Genomic DNA, 18,322 nt, shown 5'->3' with positions numbered 1-18,322 from the left:
CCCCGGGTGGGTGCCCCGGGGGGTATTTTTTTTTTTATTTTTTTTTTTGCCCCCGGGCCCCCCCCCCACGGGGTGACACGGTATATGTAATCATGATAGTACTTGGGATTGATCCGGCACTTGGGAGTCTTGGATGGGCGGTGGTTGCAAGGCAGTCGACAAAACTGAAATATTTAGCTAGCGGTCTTATGAAAACAAATAGTAAAGATGAAATTCATAATAGACTTGCCTTTATTAACAGTACATTAGAAAAAGTAATATTAGAATATCAACCAAATATGGCAGCGATTGAAGAAACATTTGTTAATACTAATAGCATGACTTCGTTAAAGCTCGGCTATGCTAGAGGTGCGATAATGTCGCTGTTCGGTAGGTATAATTTGGACATGCGGGAATTTAAACCAAATACGGTAAAAAAAACTGTGACCGGTTATGGGCATGCAGAGAAAGACCAAATTTTGCATATGATAAAGCTTTTGCTGCCCGGCACTTCCTTAATTACTAATTCCGATGAAGCTGACGCTATAGCAATCGCTTATACTTGTCATGTTATGAGAGTTTAAATGAATCCGGTTATAATATTAGTTGTCCCGCAAATGGGTGAGAATATCGGTGCTACTGCAAGAGCAATGAAGAATTTTGGCTTAAGTGAGCTTAGAATCGTAGCTCCAAGAGATGGCTGGCCAAATGAGCAAGCACGTAGTAATGCAGTCGGAGCGGTTAATATTATAGATAATGCAAAAATTTATGATAACCTAGAGGATAGCGTTCAAGACCTTGAATATTTATACGCTACTACTTGTATTAAAAGGGCTATGAATAAAGATTACGTATTTTCACAAAATTTGCCTTTAGATTATCCAAATTCTGAAAAAGTTGGGATAATGTTTGGGCGGGAAAATAATGGTCTTAGCAATGAAGAAGTCGCACTCGCCAATAAGATTATCACTATTAACACAACCGAATTTAGCTCGTTAAATATCGCTCAAGCAGTTATTATTATCTGCTATGAATTGTTCCGTAATTCTAAGCCTAGAGAGGAGATACATAATATTCAAAAATTAGCTACTAAAGAAGAAATGGAGCATTTTTTAATAAATTTATTCGGCAAACTCGATAAAGCCAGATTCTTCAAAGCTCCTGACAAAAAGCCTGCCATGCAGCAAAATATCACTAATATATTTACACGTATCAATAGCCTCTCTTCCCCTGAAGTTCAAACACTGCAAGGTATCATAAAGTCTTTGTATACTCGATGAACTTAAAAAATTGGCGTCGTCGTTCTACAAGAGCTGTGGTACTCACTATTAAGTATACGCTGCGTTCCTCGCCTAGTGAACTCCTTGCTCTTTTTGAAGTTGATTTTCGTCTACCAACTTTTTATTTACTTTAGGTATATTTAGTAATTTCTTAAATTCAGGAACATAATTTCTGATTCGGCTATATATTGGGCAAGCTTTGTATAGTAAGTATGAGATGTCATATTGCGATCAGTAAGCATATAAATCCATAAATCTTCATCATTTATAATTCCAGCTGAGTAAGCTTCTTTAATAACTGCTTTAGGATAGTGAAGAATTGTGCTTTTTTGAGAAAAATATTCTTTTAAAAACTTCCAAGCAAGTTCAAAAGTAAATTCAAATCTTTGAATTGTTGTGTCAATATAAGCTCTATCTCCTATCACCGGTTTTAAATAGATATCTTCAAGCGTCATAAAAGCTTTACGAAACTTTTCAAGTTTAAGGTTTATTTTTGACATATATAATTTTTTTCTCTTTTAATATATTGTCATAAAGTTCAGGACTTATTTTAGTACTTTCAAACCTTACACAATCTATTTTTAAAAGCGTGTCTGCATTCTCTATAATATCCATAACTTTTAGCCATTTTTGATCTGTAATATTAGAGCAGATAATTGCAATATCAATATCGGAACGCTCCTAGTTATCTCCTCTAGTATGAGAGCCGAAAATCCATATTGCGTCGACAAACGGCAAAGATTGTAGCTTCTTCATGAATATATATGATTGTATATCTTTATCCATATAATTACCAGCTTTTGGTTAAAGATTTAATAATTTCAGCTACTCTTTCTGCTTCATTTAAAGGTTTATAGTTATATTCTTCTAGAGAAATAACTGACTCATCAAAAATTCTTGCTATTTTTTGTTCTACTAATTGCTTTACAAAAATCTTATGTTTTGAGGAATTAAAGTTTGGTGGGCAGAATATATAAAGAGGTTTGCCGCTTGATGCTGCTTCACTGCACATTGAAATCGAGTCGACTGTAGAGATTATATATTTTGCATTAGCCAGCATAGCTATATAAGGATTATAGTCCGCTTCTTCATTCGGGTCATAAATAATTGTAGAAGCCGGCATATTATTTTTAATAATTGATTTTACGGCTTGTGGTGTACGTCTGCTGAAACTAATGAAAAACGGTATTTGTTGATTAGTGTATATTTTATTTAATAATGAAGCAAATAAATTTGCTTCATCTTCGTTGAAATTGAATTTTTGATTATTCCCACCGATTATCACGGCAATAAATTGTTTAAGATTGGGATAATGTTTTTGGAGTTCCAAGTTTGCCGCAGCGAACTTTTCGGTTACGTTATTGATAGCTCCGTTGATGGGGATTGTCATTCCACGACTTGATCGCGGAATCCAGTCTTCTTTAATTTTTTTTTGGATCCTGTGGTCAAGCCATGGGACGACATTTTGGCTATTACTTGAATCATGATAAGGCAGAATAACGGCATCAAATGTATTATAGGGAAGATTAGGCTGCATTATTTGTATTAGCTTGATATCTTTAATTAGACCTCTTGCATCACTTGCTTCTAAGGGTAATTTGTGCGTCGATCCGGTGCTCGCATCCTCACGTACTAAAATGTACGCTGCGGTGCTGCGTTCCGTGTATCCTACAAATTCCTCCTTATTAGCTACGTTATGCAAGAGGTCTAATTTCTTTTTTAAATAAAATGCTAAAACTGCTGTTCTTCTTCCGGCAGTAATTATTATGTCAGGCTGGGACTTAGCCAAAATATCCTGTAACAATTCACTTTTTATATGAAGAGGATAATATTTTAGTAAAAAATTCGGTAGTTTAGCTAAGCAATTATATTCAAGCCTAATTGTTGTATATTCTTCTGTTAATTTTTTGGCAAGTGCAATAGCCTGATTTGTGTTGCCTGTTCTATCATCTGCAATAACCCATATTTTCATAATAAATATTCTTTTAAAGGTAATGTTAATAAATTTGTTAGAGGTAGTGATGTATCGCAAGCATCGGCTATTTGCGGCATAATCGGGATTTGAGCGATTAGGGGAATATTATATTTTTGCGATAAATGCCCGCCGCTATTATTTTCAAACATATAACTCATATTCTCAATTATTCCCAAAATAGGTAAGTTAAGTTTTTGATATAAATCTATAGAACGTATTACATCTATCTCTGATATTTTTTGCGGTGTTGTTATGATTATTACGCCATCTAAATGATAATTCTCTAAAAGGCTTAAATGAATATCGCCTGTTCCCGGCGGCATATCGATAATGAGATAATCTAAATTATCCCATTTTGTTACTGATAATAATTGATAAATGGTCTTACTAGCCATAGGACCACGCCAAATAATTGCCGAATGGTCTTTAACAAAAAAGCCTATAGAAACAACTTGGATGTTTTTTACTGTTATCGGTATTATGCGTCCATCTGTTGTTTTCGGTACTTCGTTAATGCCGACTATATGTGGAATTGACGGACCGTAAATATCGGCATCCACTATTCCTACTCGGTATTTTTCTAGACTCAATTGCTGCGCAATAAGAGCCGATATTGTAGATTTTCCGACTCCGCCTTTACCTGATGCTACTAAGATAATTTTTTTTACATTTTCTACAATATGCTTTGGTTTTTGAGTTTTTTGCTCTATCGGTTTACTTTCGGTAAAAACAATTGTTATTTTATTTACTTCCGAAATCTCGCTAAGTTTATTGATTGCCTTAAGTCTGATTTCTTCGGCTTCTAACTTGTTTTTACCTGATATATCTATGGAAAAACCTATATTATTACCCTTCATTATAATATCTGATATAACTTTATTTAAAAAAGTACCGTCTTTAAAGGTAATATGCTGAAGTTTATCAATAATTTGCTTTTGGTGTAAATCTGCCATAATTAAATTTCCTTTTTAAGGCTGTTTAAGTTCGTAACTTGACGTTATATGCTATAATATATATAATCACTTAATCCTTAAAATAATATAAAAAAGCAAATGCTTAGTAAAAAATATAGTTCGATTTTAAAAAAATCCCCATGGAAAGATTTTGATTCTAATAAAGACGATAACATATTCACAAGACCGCGTAAAAATCAATTTAATTTTGATAAATTTCAGTTCCAGTTTAATTTCAATGCTAAAACAATAATTTTAGCTGTTGTCGCAGTGATTGCTTTATGGCTTGCTTCGGGTATTTATGAAATAAAAGAAGGTGAAGAAGCAGCGGTAATAAGATTTGGGCGTTTTGTACGTAAGGGCTACCCCGGGCTTAATTATCATTTACCTGCCCCTTTTGAAAAGATAATAGTTGAGAAAGTTAAACAATCACGCCGAATTGAGATTGGTTATCGTACAAATAGCTCGCGTAGCGGTGGCGATAATATTAAAAATATTGCCAGTGAAAGTATAATGCTTACCGGTGATGAAAATATTGTTGCTTTAAATTGTGATGTAATGTGGCATATTAATAACCTTGAAGATTTTATTTTTAACGTACAAAGACCTGAAGAAACAGTAAAAGCAACAGTAGAAAGTGCTGTTAGAGAAATAATAGGCAATACTCCTATTTCTTGGGTATTATCTGATCAAAAGCAAGAAATTACTTACAAAATAGAAAAATTAGCACAAAAGATACTGGATAGTTATAATGCCGGTGTTATGATTGAGAAAGTACAATTATTAAAAGCCGAGCCGCCTGCCGAAGTAATAGACGCTTATAGAGACGTGCAAACTTCAAAAGCAGATAAAGAAAAAGAAATAAATCAAGCTCAAGCCTATAATAATAAGATTTTGCCGGAAGCTAGAGGAGCGGCCGCAAAGATTATACAAGAAGCAGAAGGTTATAGAGAAGAAGTTATATCAAAAGCAGAAGGTGATAGCCAAAGATTTAATGCTATTTATAAACAATATACTATAGGTAGGCAAGTAACTAGAGATAGGTTATATTTAGAAGTAGTCGAAGAGATATTAGGCGGTGCAAATAAAACTATTATTAATAATGCACTACTACCGCACATGGTTATAAAATAAAGGCGGTTATCACGTCATTGCGAGCAGCCGTAGGCTGCGTAGCAATCTCATGCAATAATAACAAACTCCTGAGATTACCACGTCGATGCATTACCTCTCCTCGCAATGACGGAGCTAATAAAAACACAACAAGGAATATTAAATGCAACAAAAGATTTATTATATAATTTTTACAATTGTTTTTGGGATGATACTGATTTTTAGCTCCTTATTTTCAGTTGATCAACGCCAGTCTGCTGTGGTATTCCAGTTTGGTGAGGCAGTGAGAACTATAGAAAATCCAGGATTAAATATTAAAATCCCATTTATTCAAAATATTGAATTTTTCGATAAGCGTCTTTTAGATGTTGAGGTTGAGGCAAAAGAATTAACGGCTGCCGACGGTAAACGAGTTATTGTTGATGCTTATGCCAAATTCCAAATTAATAATCCCGTAATGTTTTATAAAACGGTACATGATTATCAAGGTGTGAAAATCAGGTTGACTCGTAATCTTGAATCGTCAATGCGTAAAGTGATAGGTAAAATTTCGTTAAGTAATCTTTTAAGTCAGGAACGTAGTAACGTAATGCTAAATATCTTAAATCAAGTAGACGGAGAAGCTAAAAGCTTTGGAATTGACGTTGTAGATGTTAGAATTTTAAGAGCAGACTTACCGAAAGAAAACAGTGCAGCTATTTATCGTCGTATGCAAACGGCACGTGAAAAAGAAGCGACCCAAATTAGAGCCGAAGGACAAGAAGAGAGCGTATGTATTCGTTCAAAAGCAGATAAAGAAAGTAAAATAATACTCGCCAAAGCTTATAGAGATGCACAAATTATTAAAGGTGACGGCGATGAAAAAGCAGCAAAAATATATAATTCCGCTTATTCTGTCGATCCGGAATTTTACAAATTTTATAAATCACTGTTAGTATATAAAAATTCTTTAAAGCAAGAAGATACTAATTTTGTGATTTCACCGGATGCTGAAGTTTTAAAATACCTTAATTTAACTAAGTAGTATGATGACTCTGAAAATAGTGCTTGTTATAATAATTTTAATATCAAGTAACGTTATTCTAGCAAAAGAAAATAATAAGTCTTTAAAATTAGCAGATCAAGAAGAGAATGCATTTACGGCAATCAATTCCGTACCTTTAAAAGTAAGTGAAGCTGCTCGTTATAGTTTTGCTGATATAGTTGAGCCGTTAATTCCCGCAGTTGTTAATATTTCAACAATAGAATATGTTAATAGTAAGTCGGAAAATGCTGAGAAAGATCCGCTGCAAGCAAAAAATCCTTTAGACTTTATTAATGATTTTTTAGAAAAGTTAAATATTCCATTGAGTTTGGAAGAAATCGATCAAACTCCAAAAAGCGTTCCGCTTGGTTCAGGATTTATTATTGAGCCTAACGGTTTAATAGTCACTAACTATCATGTAATTGCAAATGTTGATAAAATTAATATAAAGCTTGCAGATAATGCTGAATTACCTGCTAAGCTAATAGGTAGCGATACTAAAACCGATTTAGCTCTCTTAAAAATAGATAGTGAGGAGCCTTTACCTTTTGTTGAGTTTGGAGATTCAAATGATGCAAGAGTAGGAGATTGGGTTATTGCAATCGGTAATCCGTTCGGTAATCTAGGTGGTACGGTGACAAGCGGTATTATATCCTCTAAAGGGCGGGATATTGATATAGATACAGAAAATATAGTCGATAATTTTATTCAAACGGATGCTGCAATTAATAACGGTAATTCCGGCGGTCCTATGTTTAATTTGGATCAGAAAGTAATCGGCGTAAATACGGCAATTTTTTCACCACTCGGTACTAATATAGGTATAGGTTTTGCTATCCCCTCAAATACTGCAAAGCCTATAATCGAACGTCTTAAGAAAGATGGAAAAGTAAGTAGAGGACGCCTTGGAGTAACAATACAAGATTTAACTGAGGAAATTTCTGAAGGGCTAGGACTGAAAGACACTAACGGTGTGTTAGTAGTTAAAGTACAAGAAGACGGTCCAGGTGATAAAGCAGGTATTAAAACGGGTGATATCATAATAGAGTTTGGAGATATACCGGTTAAAAACACTAAAAAATTACGTGTAATTATTGCAGATACTCTTATTAATCAAGAAGTAAAATTAAAAATACTGCGTGATAAAAAAGAGCTTGAATTGCCTATTAAGATTACTTCAGATAATGAAGAAGTTACCAAGGATTCTACAGAAGAGACCAATAAAGAAGAAATAACAAACAAAGAAGAAAATAGTTTATCTATTACTAAAAATAATATTACTTTTAGTAATATGACTGAAGAACTAAGAAAAAAATATACTATTCCTCAAGATAAAACGGGAATAGTTATAACCAATATTGATGAAGAAGAAAGTAGCTTCAAAATTGGCGATCTGATAACCAATATTAATCAGGAAAGCATAGGCGATATAAGTAAGCTAGAAGAATTATATGAAAATGCTAAAAAATCAAATAAGCAAAATATTTTGCTCTTGATTGAAAGGGGTGATACAAGTGTGTTCGTGCCGTTATCGGTGGTGTAGAGTCCTGTAGTCATTGCGAGGAGCCGTAGGCGACGCGGCAATCCAGTAAAAAATTCTGATTTACAGAATTTTTTACTGGATTGCTTCATCAAAACTTATAGTTTTTCTGCGCAATGACGTTAACAATAATAATACCTAAATAATTTATGAATGAAAAAATAGCAATTTTAAGTGCGTATAGTTTTGTTAATATAGAAGAACCGGCGAATTTGATACCAAAGCTTTTGCTTATCGGTAAAAGAAAATATGTTAGAGGTACTATTTTATTAGCTAATGAAGGCTTTAACGGTTCTTTTTCAGGTTCATACGAAAATGTAAATCTTGTACTTGAAGAACTAATAAAGCTGACAGGTCCCAAAGATGTTAACGTGAAAATAAATTATAGTGATGTTCATCCTTTTCAAAAGTGGAAGGTAAGGCTTAAGAAAGAGATCGTAGCGATGAATGTTGAAGATTTGAATGTTGATTTGTTTAAAGGCGAATATATAGAGCCGAAAGATTGGGACGAATTTATCACAAAACAAAATGTTATAGTAATAGATACCCGTAATGATTATGAAGTAGAGGTCGGTACATTTAAATCGGCAATTAATCCTAATACTAAAACATTTAAGCAGTTTCCTGCTTGGGTTCAGAAGAATCAAGAATTGCTCAAAGGTAAAAAAATTGCTATGGTTTGTACAGGTGGTATTAGGTGTGAAAAATCCACCAGCTTACTTAAAAGCATAGGTTATGATGAGGTGTATCATTTGAAAGGTGGTATATTGCAATATTTAGAAGATACGCAAAATAAGAATAATTTATGGCAAGGTGCATGTTTCGTCTTTGATGATAGAAGAGCAGTAGCGGATGATTTATCGCCCGCAGAAGGGTATTGGTTACAGAGATAGATGTCAGTGACCTAGTGGTGTATGAATGTATAGGATGTCATTCCATACCTAATCGTCATTGCAAGCAGCCATAGGCTGCGTGGCAATCTCATGAAATAATAACAAACTCCTGAGATTGCTTCGTCAAAACTTGCAGTTTTTTCTCGCAATGACGTTATATAAGTTTTATTATTAATATTATGACTAAAACCAAACAAGAAATTTATAATAAGCGTCCGATTTCGCCGCATTTAACTATATATAAGCCGCAAATAAGCTCTACTTTGTCGATTTTGCATCGTATGACCGGCGTAGCTTTGTTTTTTGCAGTGTCAATCTTGGCGTGGTGGTTGATTCTTAGTAAATATGATAATAATTATTTACAACTTGCTAAATGCTGTATTATAAAAATATGCTTAGTAGCAGTAAGCTACGCTTGGTTTTATCATTTATGTAATGGTATTCGTCATTTATTTTGGGATATCGGTTACGGCTTTTCTATAAAAACAGTGAATATCACCGGTTGGTGTGTAGTGGTAGGATCTGTATTATTAACTATGTTACTATGGGTATGAAAGTATACTTGGTGAATTTCAAAAATTAGCTACGTCGTTCTCAAAGAGCTGTGGTACTCACGTATTAAGTATACGTTCCGCTCCTCGCCTTGTGAACTCCTTGCTCTTTGTGAAATTGACCTTCGTCTACCGATGCTTCATTTACTCGGAGTATATAGATGTGATTGTACGGTTTTAAAAAGTTTTTGGTGTCATTCCCGCGAAAGCGGGAATCCAGTAAAACCTAAAAAAACTTGTTTTGTGAGGTTTATTTTGTCAATATTTAATACTATTCTTTAGGATTACCGCTTTCGCGGGAATGACACCAATACAAAATATGTTTAGAGAAAATTAATGGTATATGATTTTAAAGTAGAAATTGTAAAAGCAAAAAATAGCGGTTCTGCTAAAAGTGGTTCTCATCATTGGTTATCGCAAAGAGTAACAGGGATTATATTAGCTTTATGTTCTATATGGTTAATATATTTTACGCTAACTAACAAAAATAATGACATAAATATTATTATGTGGGAGCTTAAAAAGCCTTTTAACGTAGTAGCATTGTTAATTACGGTGGCTATTTCGCTGTATCATGCAATGCTTGGTATGCGTGTAGTGATTGAGGATTATATAAGTTGTCACACATTACATAATATATTGATTATAATAGTGCAATTATTTTGCATTGTGACTATTACTACTTTTGTAGTAGCGATGTTTTATAGGGGATGAATTATAAGGTAATTTATTATGGATATAAACTTAACTCAATAATCTAGAAGAATTAGTAATCGCAAAAGTTAATTCAGGAATGTATAGTAATGCGAGTGAGGTAGTAGCGGAAGCTTTAAGATTGTTAGATAAATTTGCAAAAGCACAAAGTATTAAATTAGACTTGCTGTGTCAAGCTGTAGGTGTAGGAATATATCAAGCAGAGAATAATATATTTAGTGAGCAATCAATTTTAGATTTGATGGATGATGAGTAAGATAATGTCTTACAAATTAACTAAAATTGCTGAAAATGATTTGCTGCAAATAAAGTATTATAGTGAAGAAGTATGGGAGCAAGAGATAGCCAGAAAATATTTAACTCAAATACATAATAAATGTATAGAAATTTGTAATTTTCCAAATATAGGGATAAATCGTCTGGAAATTTTTAAAAATATAAAATCAATAATTTTTAATAGCCATATAATACTTTATTGCTTGATTGAAAATGAAATTAGTATACTTAGAGTGTTGCATAAAAATATGGATATAACTGAAATATATAGTAAAAAATTAATTTAATGACCAAAGCGTATAATATCATACATCATAAATTTGACGTAGTAGTTGTAGGTGCAGGCGGAGCTGGTCTTCGTTCTGCATTTGGTATGGCTAAAGAAGGGCTAAACACCGCCTGTATAACTAAGCTATTCCCGACTCGTAGTCATACTGTGGCTGCTCAGGGCGGAATCAGTGCAGCTCTTGGGAATATGGGCGAAGATGATTGGCGTTGGCATATGTATGATACAGTGAAAGGTTCAGACTGGTTAGGTGATCAGGATGTCATCGAGTATATGTGCAAGAATGCTCCCGATGCGATTTTAGAGCTTGAGCATTACGGAGTACCTTTTTCAAGAACTAAAGAGGGAAAAATTTATCAGCGTCCTTTTGGCGGTATGACAACAGAGTACGGTAAAGGAAAAGCGGCTCAGCGTACATGTGCTGCGGCAGATCGTACAGGGCATGCCATACTTCATACGTTATATCAGCAGTCACTAAAGCATAAAGTGCAGTTTTTTGTTGAGTATTTTGCTATTGACCTATTGATGGAAGACGGCAAATGTAGAGGCGTAGTTGCTTGGAATTTAGATGATGGGAGACTGCATTGTTTTAAAGCTCATAATGTAGTGCTTGCAACGGGAGGATACGGGCGTGCTTATTTTTCAGCAACGTCTGCTCATACTTGTACGGGCGACGGGGGCGGTATGGCGATTAGAGCAGGTTTGCCGCTGCAAGATATGGAGTTTGTACAGTTCCATCCGACAGGCATATATTCGGTGGGCTGTCTTATTACCGAGGGAGCTAGAGGTGAAGGGGGATATCTCGTTAATGCAAACGGAGAGCGTTTTATGGAGCGTTACGCTCCTGCTGCAAAGGATTTAGCTTCAAGAGACGTGGTGTCAAGAGCGATGACTATCGAGATTCGTGAAGGGCGAGGAGTCGGCGAGCATAAAGATCATGTATTCCTGCATTTAAATCATTTATCGCCTGAGATTTTACATAGCCGTTTGCCAGGTATTTCTGAGACGGCTAAAATTTTTGCTGGTGTTGATGTCACTAAAGAGCCGATACCGGTACTTCCTACAGTTCATTATAATATGGGCGGGATACCGACTAATTACCACGGTCAAGTCATAATCAAAGACGGTAAAAATCACAATAGCGTAGTAAAAGGACTTATGGCAATCGGTGAAGCAGCTTGTGTATCGGTACACGGTGCTAACAGGCTTGGTTCAAATTCTTTGCTTGATTTAGTGGTATTTGGTAGAAGCTCTGCATTAAAAGCAGCTGAACTTATCAAACCAGCAAGTCCCCATAAGCCGTTAAAAGAAGAAAGCCTTGAAAAAATTATAAATAGATTTGATAAAATGCGTTATAATAACGGTAATATTTTAACTGCAGATTTAAGGCTTCAAATGCAAAGAACTATGCAAAGCCACGCTTCGGTATTTAGAACTCAAGAGGTACTAGACGCAGGAGCAGGAATGATTAGTGAGATAAGAAGCAGCTATAAAGATATAAAAATTAACGATAAATCTTTAATTTGGAATAGTGATTTAGTAGAAGCCTTAGAGCTAGATAATCTACTTGATCAAGCTTTGGTTACGGTATATTCGGCAGCTGCAAGGAAAGAAAGCAGAGGAGCTCATGCTAGGGAAGATTATCCTGATCGTAATGATGGAGATTGGATGAAACATACTCTTAGCTCTATCGATGAAGCAGGTAAAGTAGTTCTTGATTATAAACCTGTAACGCTAACCACTTTAACCGATGAGATAAGTGCAATTCCACCAGCAAAAAGAGTGTATTAATGTATATACTCGGTGAATTTCAAAAATTGGCGTCGTTGTTGCGTAGATACCAAATCGTTATTGTGAGGAGGTATTGTTGCGTAGACTCCCAGTCGTCATTGCCAAGAAGAATTACGTAGTAATTCGACGAAGCAATCCAGTTAAAAAATACTAATTTATAGCATTTTTTGTTTTTTCCTAGATTTCCATGTTGCTTCGCTCCTCGCAATGACGATAAGGCTGATGCGTATGGGAATAAATCTATAATAATTTATGTTTGAGTATTTAATAAAATTTTATCCAAAAATCCTTTTTATTGTAGAGGGGACTCTAGTAACTTTAAAATATAGCATTATTGCCGTTATATTCGGTTTAGTGATAGGGATGCTGCTCGCTATTTGTAAGGTAAATAAGAATCGTGCTTTAAGGCTTTGTGCAAATTTCTATACTTCTATTTTCAGAGGTACTCCTTTATTAATTCAATTAAGTATTATTTATTTTGCTTCACCTTATATCATAGGCGTTAAATTTAGTGTGTTTATGGCGGGAGCTGTTTCTTTTTCCCTTAATTCGGGAGCATATGTTTCCGAAGTAATCAGGGCGGGTATTAATGCAGTTGATAAAGGGCAATTTGAAGCGGCTGAAGCTCTTGCTATTCCAAAGTTTTTAATAATGAAAGATATAATTCTGCCGCAAGCAGTTAAAAATATCTTGCCGTCATTAGTAAATGAGCTTGTAAATTTGATTAAAGAATCAGCCATTATTTCTATGCTTGGAGAAATGGATTTAATGCGTAGAGCACAAATTGTATCAATTGAAACATATAATTATTTTTTTCCAATGTCTATTGCTGCTTGCTGTTATTATATTTTAGTGATGTTAATCAGCTTTATAGCAAAAATAATTGAGAAAAAAATGATTGTTAATTAAAACATACTTGCTTTTATAGCAAAAGTCATTATAATTTAAATTTAGTGTAATTTACAAATTCTTATAATTTGTATTTAGAAATGATTTAAAATAAAGGGTGGAAGTATTTTACACCCTTTAATTATCGTATATATAAGTTTTTTGGAGTATTTTTTAATGCCGACATATAATCAATTAGTACGTTTTGGGAGAAGGTCAAAAACTCGTAAGACCAAATCTCCTGCCTTAGAATCTAATCCTTTTAAAAGCGGTGTTTGCCTAGTTGTAAAAACCGTTACCCCTAAAAAGCCTAACTCTGCACTTCGTAAGATTGCAACGGTGCGTTTAAGTAATACAAGAACAGTAAATGCATATATTCCCGGTGAAAAGCATAGTGTAAAGGAGCATGATAGGGTATTAGTAAGAGGCGGTCAGGTTCCTGATCTTCCGGGGGTGAAATATCATATCGTACTCGGTGCATATGATATTGCTGGAGTTAAAGGGCGTAAGCAAGGTCGTTCACGTTATGGTGCTCCTCGTAAACAAATTGCAGTTACAAAAAAATAAATTATTAAGTTAGAGAGAAAAAATAAAATGTCACGTCGTCACGCCGCTGAAAAGCGAGTAATTTTACCTGATATGAAATATAACAGTATTTTACTGTCAAGATTTATCAATAATGTTATGAAAGAAGGGAAGAAAGCCCTTGCAGAGAAAATTGTTTATTCAGCCTTTAATAAAATTGAAAAGAAGCATAGAGTCGATCCGTATCAAACCTTTAATAATGCTATGCATAACGTGAAGCCACATTTAGAGGTAACTTCGGTTAGGGTTGGAGGCGCTAATTATCAAGTTCCGACGCATGTTGATGAAAGAAGAGGGTACGCTCTTGCTAGCCGTTGGATTATTAATGCTGCGTCAAAACGTTCTGAAAAAATGATGATTGATAAACTGGCCGAAGAGCTGTTTGAAGCTTCTAATAATAGAGGCATCGCCATTAAGAAGAAAGAAGATACTCATAAAATGGCTGAAGCTAATAAAGCTTTCTCTCATTTTAGCCCTAAAAAAATGAAATAATGTAGGGTATATAATGAGTAAAATAAATAAACTTGAGCATATTCGTAATATAGGAATATGTGCTCACATTGATGCCGGTAAAACCACAACTACCGAGCGTATTTTATATTATACAGGTAAATCACATAAAATAGGTGAAGTTCATGAGGGCGCTGCTACCATGGACTGGATGGAGCAGGAGCAAGAACGCGGTATAACCATTACCTCAGCTGCTACTACTTGTAGATGGCAAGATAAGATAATTAATATTATCGATACTCCCGGACACGTTGATTTTACTATCGAAGTAGAGCGTTCGCTTCGTGTTCTTGACGGTGCGGTTGCAGTATTTGACGGTGTGGCAGGTGTTGAACCTCAGTCTGAAACGGTTTGGAGGCAAGCAGATAAATATAATGTTCCTAGGATGTGTTTTGTCAATAAAATGGACAGAATGGGCGTAGATTTTTATAGATGCGTTGAAATAATCAAAGATCGTTTAGGAGCAAAACCGCTTGTTATTCAGTTGCCTGTAGGGATTGAAGGAGATTTTAAAGGTATAATTGATCTTGTTAAAATGAAAGCAGTGATTTGGCAAGATGAATCACTTGGTGCTGAGTATTGTGAAGAAGATATACCTGCAGATATGAAAGACAAGGCTGAAGAATATCGTGCTAAATTACTTGATATGGTTGTTGAGTTAGATGACGCAATTATGGAAAAATATTTATCAGGTGAAGAAGTAACAGCAGAAGAGATTAAAAGACTAATCAGAAAAGGTACTATTTCAGCAGCATTTTATCCGGTTTTATGCGGTAGTGCTTTTAAAAATAAAGGAGTACAGCCTTTACTTGATGCTGTAGTAGATTTCCTACCTTCGCCTATTGATATAGGTATAGTAAAAGGTATAGAAGTAAATACCGGTGAAGAAAAAGATTTTCCTATTTCGGTAACTGGGCCTTTTGCAGCTTTAGCATTTAAAATTATGAATGACCCGTTTGTCGGTTCATTAACTTTTATTAGAATATATTCAGGTAAAATTGCTTCAGGAACCACTGTTATTAATACCATAAAGAATAAAAGAGAAAAAATCGGTAGAATGCTATTAATGCATGCTAATAATCGTGAAGACGTAAAAGAAGCATCAGCAGGTGATATAGTAGCTTTAGCAGGTCTTAAAGATACTACTACCGGTGATACGTTGTCTGATGTGGATAAGCAAGTAATCTTAGAAAGAATGGAATTTCCGGAGCCGGTTATTGAGCTTGCGGTAGAACCTAAATCAACAGCCGATCAAGAAAAAATGGGTCTCGCACTTTCTCGTTTAGCAGCTGAAGATCCATCATTTAGAGTTTCAACGGATCATGAAACAGGACAAACAGTGATAAAAGGAATGGGAGAACTCCATTTAGAAATTATCATTGATCGTATGAGAAGAGAGTTTAAGGTTGAAGCAAATATTGGAGCTCCTCAAGTAGCATATCGTGAAACTATAACAAAAGCTTGCGAAATCGATTATACCCATAAGAAACAATCCGGCGGTGCAGGACAATTTGCTCGTGTAAAAATTATTTTTGAGCCTCTAAAAGATCTAAAAGATGAATATAAAAATACAACTTTTGTCTTTGAAAGTAAAATCGTTGGTGGTGCCGTGCCTAAAGAATATATACCGGGTGTTGAAAAAGGTTTAAATAATATTAGAGAAACCGGTGTTATTGCCGGTTATCCTATGATTGACTTTAAAGCGACTTTAGTTGACGGTGCGTTTCATGATGTAGATTCTAGTGTACTTGCGTTTGAAATTGCAGCAAAAGCAGCGTTTAGAGAGGGGATGCCGAAAGGTAATCCTAAATTACTTGAGCCGCTTATGAAAGTTGAAGTTATCACTCCTGATGAATATATAGGTGATATTATAGGTGACTTAAATAGTCGTAGAGGACAAATTCAAAACATGGATCCAAGAGGAAACGCTCAAGTAGTTACTGCGAATGTTCCTTTAGCAGAAATGTTTGGTTATGTTAATACGCTTAGGTCTTTATCTCAAGGTAGAGCTCAGTTTAGTATGATATTCTCTCATTATGATCAAGTGCCGAGTCAGGTAGCTGATATTATTAAAGCTAAAAAATAATTGATGGGTCTAATTAGATATAATTAATGTCATATCTTGCAAAGGTAAATGTTGTTTTACTGTGACAGCTTATAAATTAGAAATACTGATTATTATAGTAGTTTTTTAATAATAACAAATATTTTTAATAAATTCATTGATTTTTTATTAAAAATATGATAGGAGTGTAGCTCAATTGGTAGAGCGCCGGTCTCCAAAACCGGAGGTTGCGGGTTCGATGCCTGTCGCTCCTGCCATTATAGGTTTAGAGCTTTTTTGCTATAAAATATAGAATTTTTACAAAATTTGCTTATAGAGAAACATTTGCAAGAGATACTTCACCTAGAATCGCAGCGTACATGCTAGTATGTGAGAATTCCAGTGTTGGATCATTGTCTCTAGAAGTAGAATGTTGTAAGAAGTCTAATAAATTACCTAATAAAAATATGTTTAAAGAATATAAAATTTATAAGTTTTGTGAACAAGTTAAACAAGAAACTTATAAGGTAGTTTGGCCAACTAGAAAAGAGCTTGTTGCTTCAACATTAGTAGTAGTAGCAGCAGTTTTTATTTTTAGCCTAATTTGTTTGGTACTTGATTATAGTATACATAACATAATGCAGCTTTTGCTTAATATCGGCAAACAAATAGTATAAGGAATAAATTGTGACAGAACAGAGTATAGATAATATATTGCCTTCTTCTGAAAAAAATGTAAAGCAGTGGTATGTAGTACATACGGCATCAGGAGCAGAGAAACGTATTAAAGAAGAAATGATGAGAAAAATCGCTAAACAGAAAATGACAGATTTTTTTGAAGATGTATTAATACCTGTTTTTGGAGTTTCTGAAGTTAAACGCGGTAAAAATGTCAAGGTAGAAAAAAAACTAATGCCGAGTTATATCTTGATAAAGATGAATATGACTGATAAATCTTGGCATTTAGTAAAAAATATATCTGGGGTAACCGGCTTTTTAGGAAGTAAAACCACACCAAAAGCTCTTACGGAAAGCGAAATACAGAATATTTTTAACAATCTGGAAGCAGAAGCTAAAGAAGCAAAGAATTCTAAATTATATGAAGTTGGTGAAAGAGTGGCTGTTACAGACGGTCCTTTTGAAACTTTCACCGGTACGGTAGAAGAAATAGATCAAGAAAAAAATAGGTTAAAAGTTTCAGTATCAATATTTGGTAAAGCCACTCCAATAGAATTAAATTTTAACCAAGTAAAGAAAAATGATTAAAAGTAATTAGATTTTTGTACTAATCAGTATATTGTGTTGTATGTTGTTGCTATTGGTCTAATAAAGATCACTGATGTCATTCCTGTGAAAGCAGGAATCCAGCACAACTTATAAAACACTTGTTTTTAAGATATATTTTATTTTAGATTCCTGCTTTCGCAGGCATGACAAATTTATACACTATTAATTTAAGAGAAAAATAAGGATATTTATAAATGTCTCAAAAAGCAATAAAAGGTTATATTAACTTGATAATTCCGGCCGGAGGAGCTACTCCTGCTCCTCCTATAGGACCGGCTCTTGGGCAAAGAAAAGTTAATATTAAAACATTTTGTGATGAATTTAATAATGGTACAAAAGATACGGAAAAAGGAGTACCTTTGCCGACTTTAATTACTGTTTATGAAGATAGGAGTTTTTCTTTTAAAATAAAAACTCCTCCTGCCTCTTATTTTTTAAAGAAATATGCTAAAATTACTAAAGGTGCTAGTGCTACTAAGAAAGAAGCCATAGTAGGTAAAGTTACCATGGATGATTGTCGTGAAATTGCAAAGTTAAAAATGCCTGATTTAAATACACAAGATATTGAAGCAGCAACAAAAATGATTTGTGGTAGTGCTGAATCTATGGGACTTGAAGTGGTAGGGAATTAAT

Annotated in this window: 22 protein-coding genes and 1 tRNA gene; 19 read left to right on the top strand and 4 right to left on the bottom strand. The window is 34.4% G+C overall.

Going from position 1 to position 18,322, the window contains the following annotated elements; all coding sequences use genetic code 11:
- Window positions 1-92: 92 nt before the first annotated feature.
- Together ruvC and ACKTSD_RS07365 are read left to right on the top strand one after the other, a co-directional pair.
- On the top strand, window positions 93-563 hold the full coding sequence (gene ruvC, locus ACKTSD_RS07370; RefSeq protein WP_412708667.1) for a crossover junction endodeoxyribonuclease RuvC: 471 nt from the start codon (window positions 93-95) through the stop codon (window positions 561-563).
- Window positions 564-1,259 carry an RNA methyltransferase gene (locus tag ACKTSD_RS07365; RefSeq protein ID WP_412708661.1) on the top strand — a complete coding sequence of 232 codons (696 nt, stop codon included), beginning with the start codon at window positions 564-566 and terminating at the stop codon, window positions 1,257-1,259.
- 140 nt (window positions 1,260-1,399) lie between these two features.
- Here the strand turns inward: ACKTSD_RS07365 and ACKTSD_RS07360 are convergent, their stop codons facing one another.
- The 4 genes from ACKTSD_RS07360 to ACKTSD_RS07325 form a co-directional block, all read right to left on the bottom strand.
- On the bottom strand, window positions 1,400-1,759 hold the full coding sequence (locus ACKTSD_RS07360) for an HI0074 family nucleotidyltransferase substrate-binding subunit (RefSeq protein WP_412708660.1): 360 nt from the start codon (window positions 1,757-1,759) through the stop codon (window positions 1,400-1,402).
- Entirely contained in the window at window positions 1,740-1,901 is a 162-nt protein-coding gene (locus ACKTSD_RS07355) for a nucleotidyltransferase (RefSeq protein WP_412708666.1), read from the bottom strand. Before ACKTSD_RS07355 ends, ACKTSD_RS07360 begins: the two co-directional genes overlap by 20 nt.
- A gap of 148 nt (window positions 1,902-2,049) precedes the next feature.
- Window positions 2,050-3,231, bottom strand: coding sequence for an ELM1/GtrOC1 family putative glycosyltransferase (locus ACKTSD_RS07875; RefSeq protein ID WP_456237204.1), 1,182 nt, complete (start codon window positions 3,229-3,231; stop codon window positions 2,050-2,052).
- Window positions 3,228-4,187 (bottom strand): Mrp/NBP35 family ATP-binding protein, encoded by a 960-nt coding sequence (locus ACKTSD_RS07325; RefSeq protein WP_412708659.1) that lies wholly within the window; start codon window positions 4,185-4,187, stop codon window positions 3,228-3,230. The genes ACKTSD_RS07875 and ACKTSD_RS07325 overlap by 4 nt, the downstream gene beginning before the upstream one ends.
- 99 nt (window positions 4,188-4,286) lie before the next feature.
- On the opposite strand from ACKTSD_RS07325, the gene hflK reads away from it, so the two are divergent.
- The 17 genes from hflK (at window position 4,287) to rplK (ending at window position 18,321) form a co-directional block, all read left to right on the top strand.
- A complete protein-coding gene (gene hflK, locus ACKTSD_RS07320) occupies window positions 4,287-5,321 on the top strand; it encodes an FtsH protease activity modulator HflK (RefSeq protein WP_412708658.1) in 1,035 nt (344 codons plus the stop codon).
- A gap of 142 nt (window positions 5,322-5,463) precedes the next feature.
- On the top strand, window positions 5,464-6,324 hold the full coding sequence (hflC, locus tag ACKTSD_RS07315; protein ID WP_412708657.1) for a protease modulator HflC: 861 nt from the start codon (window positions 5,464-5,466) through the stop codon (window positions 6,322-6,324).
- A gap of 1 nt (window position 6,325) precedes the next feature.
- Window positions 6,326-7,867 (top strand): Do family serine endopeptidase, encoded by a 1,542-nt coding sequence (locus tag ACKTSD_RS07310; protein ID WP_412708656.1) that lies wholly within the window; start codon window positions 6,326-6,328, stop codon window positions 7,865-7,867.
- Between the two features lie 146 nt (window positions 7,868-8,013).
- Complete coding sequence (gene trhO, locus ACKTSD_RS07305; RefSeq protein WP_412708655.1) at window positions 8,014-8,757, top strand: oxygen-dependent tRNA uridine(34) hydroxylase TrhO; 744 nt, start codon at window positions 8,014-8,016, stop codon at window positions 8,755-8,757.
- Window positions 8,758-8,936: 179 nt separating this feature from the next.
- Window positions 8,937-9,311, top strand: coding sequence for a succinate dehydrogenase, cytochrome b556 subunit (sdhC, locus tag ACKTSD_RS07300; protein WP_412708654.1), 375 nt, complete (start codon window positions 8,937-8,939; stop codon window positions 9,309-9,311).
- A 333-nt stretch (window positions 9,312-9,644) separates the two neighbouring features.
- Window positions 9,645-10,022: a succinate dehydrogenase, hydrophobic membrane anchor protein gene (gene sdhD / locus ACKTSD_RS07295; RefSeq protein WP_412708653.1), complete on the top strand. Its 378-nt coding sequence runs from the start codon at window positions 9,645-9,647 to the stop codon at window positions 10,020-10,022.
- Window positions 10,023-10,101: 79 nt separating this feature from the next.
- Window positions 10,102-10,278: a type II toxin-antitoxin system ParD family antitoxin gene (locus ACKTSD_RS07290; protein WP_412708652.1), complete on the top strand. Its 177-nt coding sequence runs from the start codon at window positions 10,102-10,104 to the stop codon at window positions 10,276-10,278.
- Window positions 10,268-10,585 (top strand): type II toxin-antitoxin system RelE/ParE family toxin, encoded by a 318-nt coding sequence (locus ACKTSD_RS07285; protein WP_412708651.1) that lies wholly within the window; start codon window positions 10,268-10,270, stop codon window positions 10,583-10,585. The genes ACKTSD_RS07290 and ACKTSD_RS07285 overlap by 11 nt, the downstream gene beginning before the upstream one ends.
- Window positions 10,585-12,375 carry a succinate dehydrogenase flavoprotein subunit gene (gene sdhA / locus ACKTSD_RS07280; protein WP_412708650.1) on the top strand — a complete coding sequence of 597 codons (1,791 nt, stop codon included), beginning with the start codon at window positions 10,585-10,587 and terminating at the stop codon, window positions 12,373-12,375. Before ACKTSD_RS07285 ends, sdhA begins: the two co-directional genes overlap by 1 nt.
- A gap of 252 nt (window positions 12,376-12,627) precedes the next feature.
- Complete coding sequence (locus ACKTSD_RS07275; RefSeq protein WP_412708649.1) at window positions 12,628-13,284, top strand: amino acid ABC transporter permease; 657 nt, start codon at window positions 12,628-12,630, stop codon at window positions 13,282-13,284.
- 156 nt (window positions 13,285-13,440) lie between these two features.
- Window positions 13,441-13,830: a 30S ribosomal protein S12 gene (rpsL, locus tag ACKTSD_RS07270; protein ID WP_412708648.1), complete on the top strand. Its 390-nt coding sequence runs from the start codon at window positions 13,441-13,443 to the stop codon at window positions 13,828-13,830.
- 27 nt (window positions 13,831-13,857) lie between these two features.
- The gene (rpsG, locus tag ACKTSD_RS07265) at window positions 13,858-14,340 is read left to right on the top strand and encodes a 30S ribosomal protein S7 (protein ID WP_412708647.1); all 483 of its coding nucleotides are present in this window, start codon (window positions 13,858-13,860) and stop codon (window positions 14,338-14,340) included.
- 13 nt (window positions 14,341-14,353) lie between these two features.
- The gene (fusA, locus tag ACKTSD_RS07260; RefSeq protein WP_412708646.1) at window positions 14,354-16,444 is read left to right on the top strand and encodes an elongation factor G; all 2,091 of its coding nucleotides are present in this window, start codon (window positions 14,354-14,356) and stop codon (window positions 16,442-16,444) included.
- Between the two features lie 160 nt (window positions 16,445-16,604).
- Window positions 16,605-16,680 (top strand) — tRNA-Trp (locus ACKTSD_RS07255).
- Window positions 16,681-16,869: 189 nt separating this feature from the next.
- Window positions 16,870-17,079 (top strand): preprotein translocase subunit SecE, encoded by a 210-nt coding sequence (secE, locus tag ACKTSD_RS07245; protein ID WP_412708663.1) that lies wholly within the window; start codon window positions 16,870-16,872, stop codon window positions 17,077-17,079.
- 10 nt (window positions 17,080-17,089) lie between these two features.
- Window positions 17,090-17,668, top strand: coding sequence for a transcription termination/antitermination protein NusG (gene nusG / locus ACKTSD_RS07240; protein ID WP_412708645.1), 579 nt, complete (start codon window positions 17,090-17,092; stop codon window positions 17,666-17,668).
- Window positions 17,669-17,883: 215 nt separating this feature from the next.
- A complete protein-coding gene (gene rplK / locus ACKTSD_RS07235; RefSeq protein WP_412708644.1) occupies window positions 17,884-18,321 on the top strand; it encodes a 50S ribosomal protein L11 in 438 nt (145 codons plus the stop codon).
- Window position 18,322: the final 1 nt, after the last annotated feature.

The sequence above is a fragment of the Candidatus Rickettsia kedanie genome (genome assembly GCF_045865205.1).
Lineage (GTDB): Bacteria > Pseudomonadota > Alphaproteobacteria > Rickettsiales > Rickettsiaceae > Rickettsia > Rickettsia australis.
This window is presented reverse-complemented; position numbering and strand designations above follow the sequence as displayed.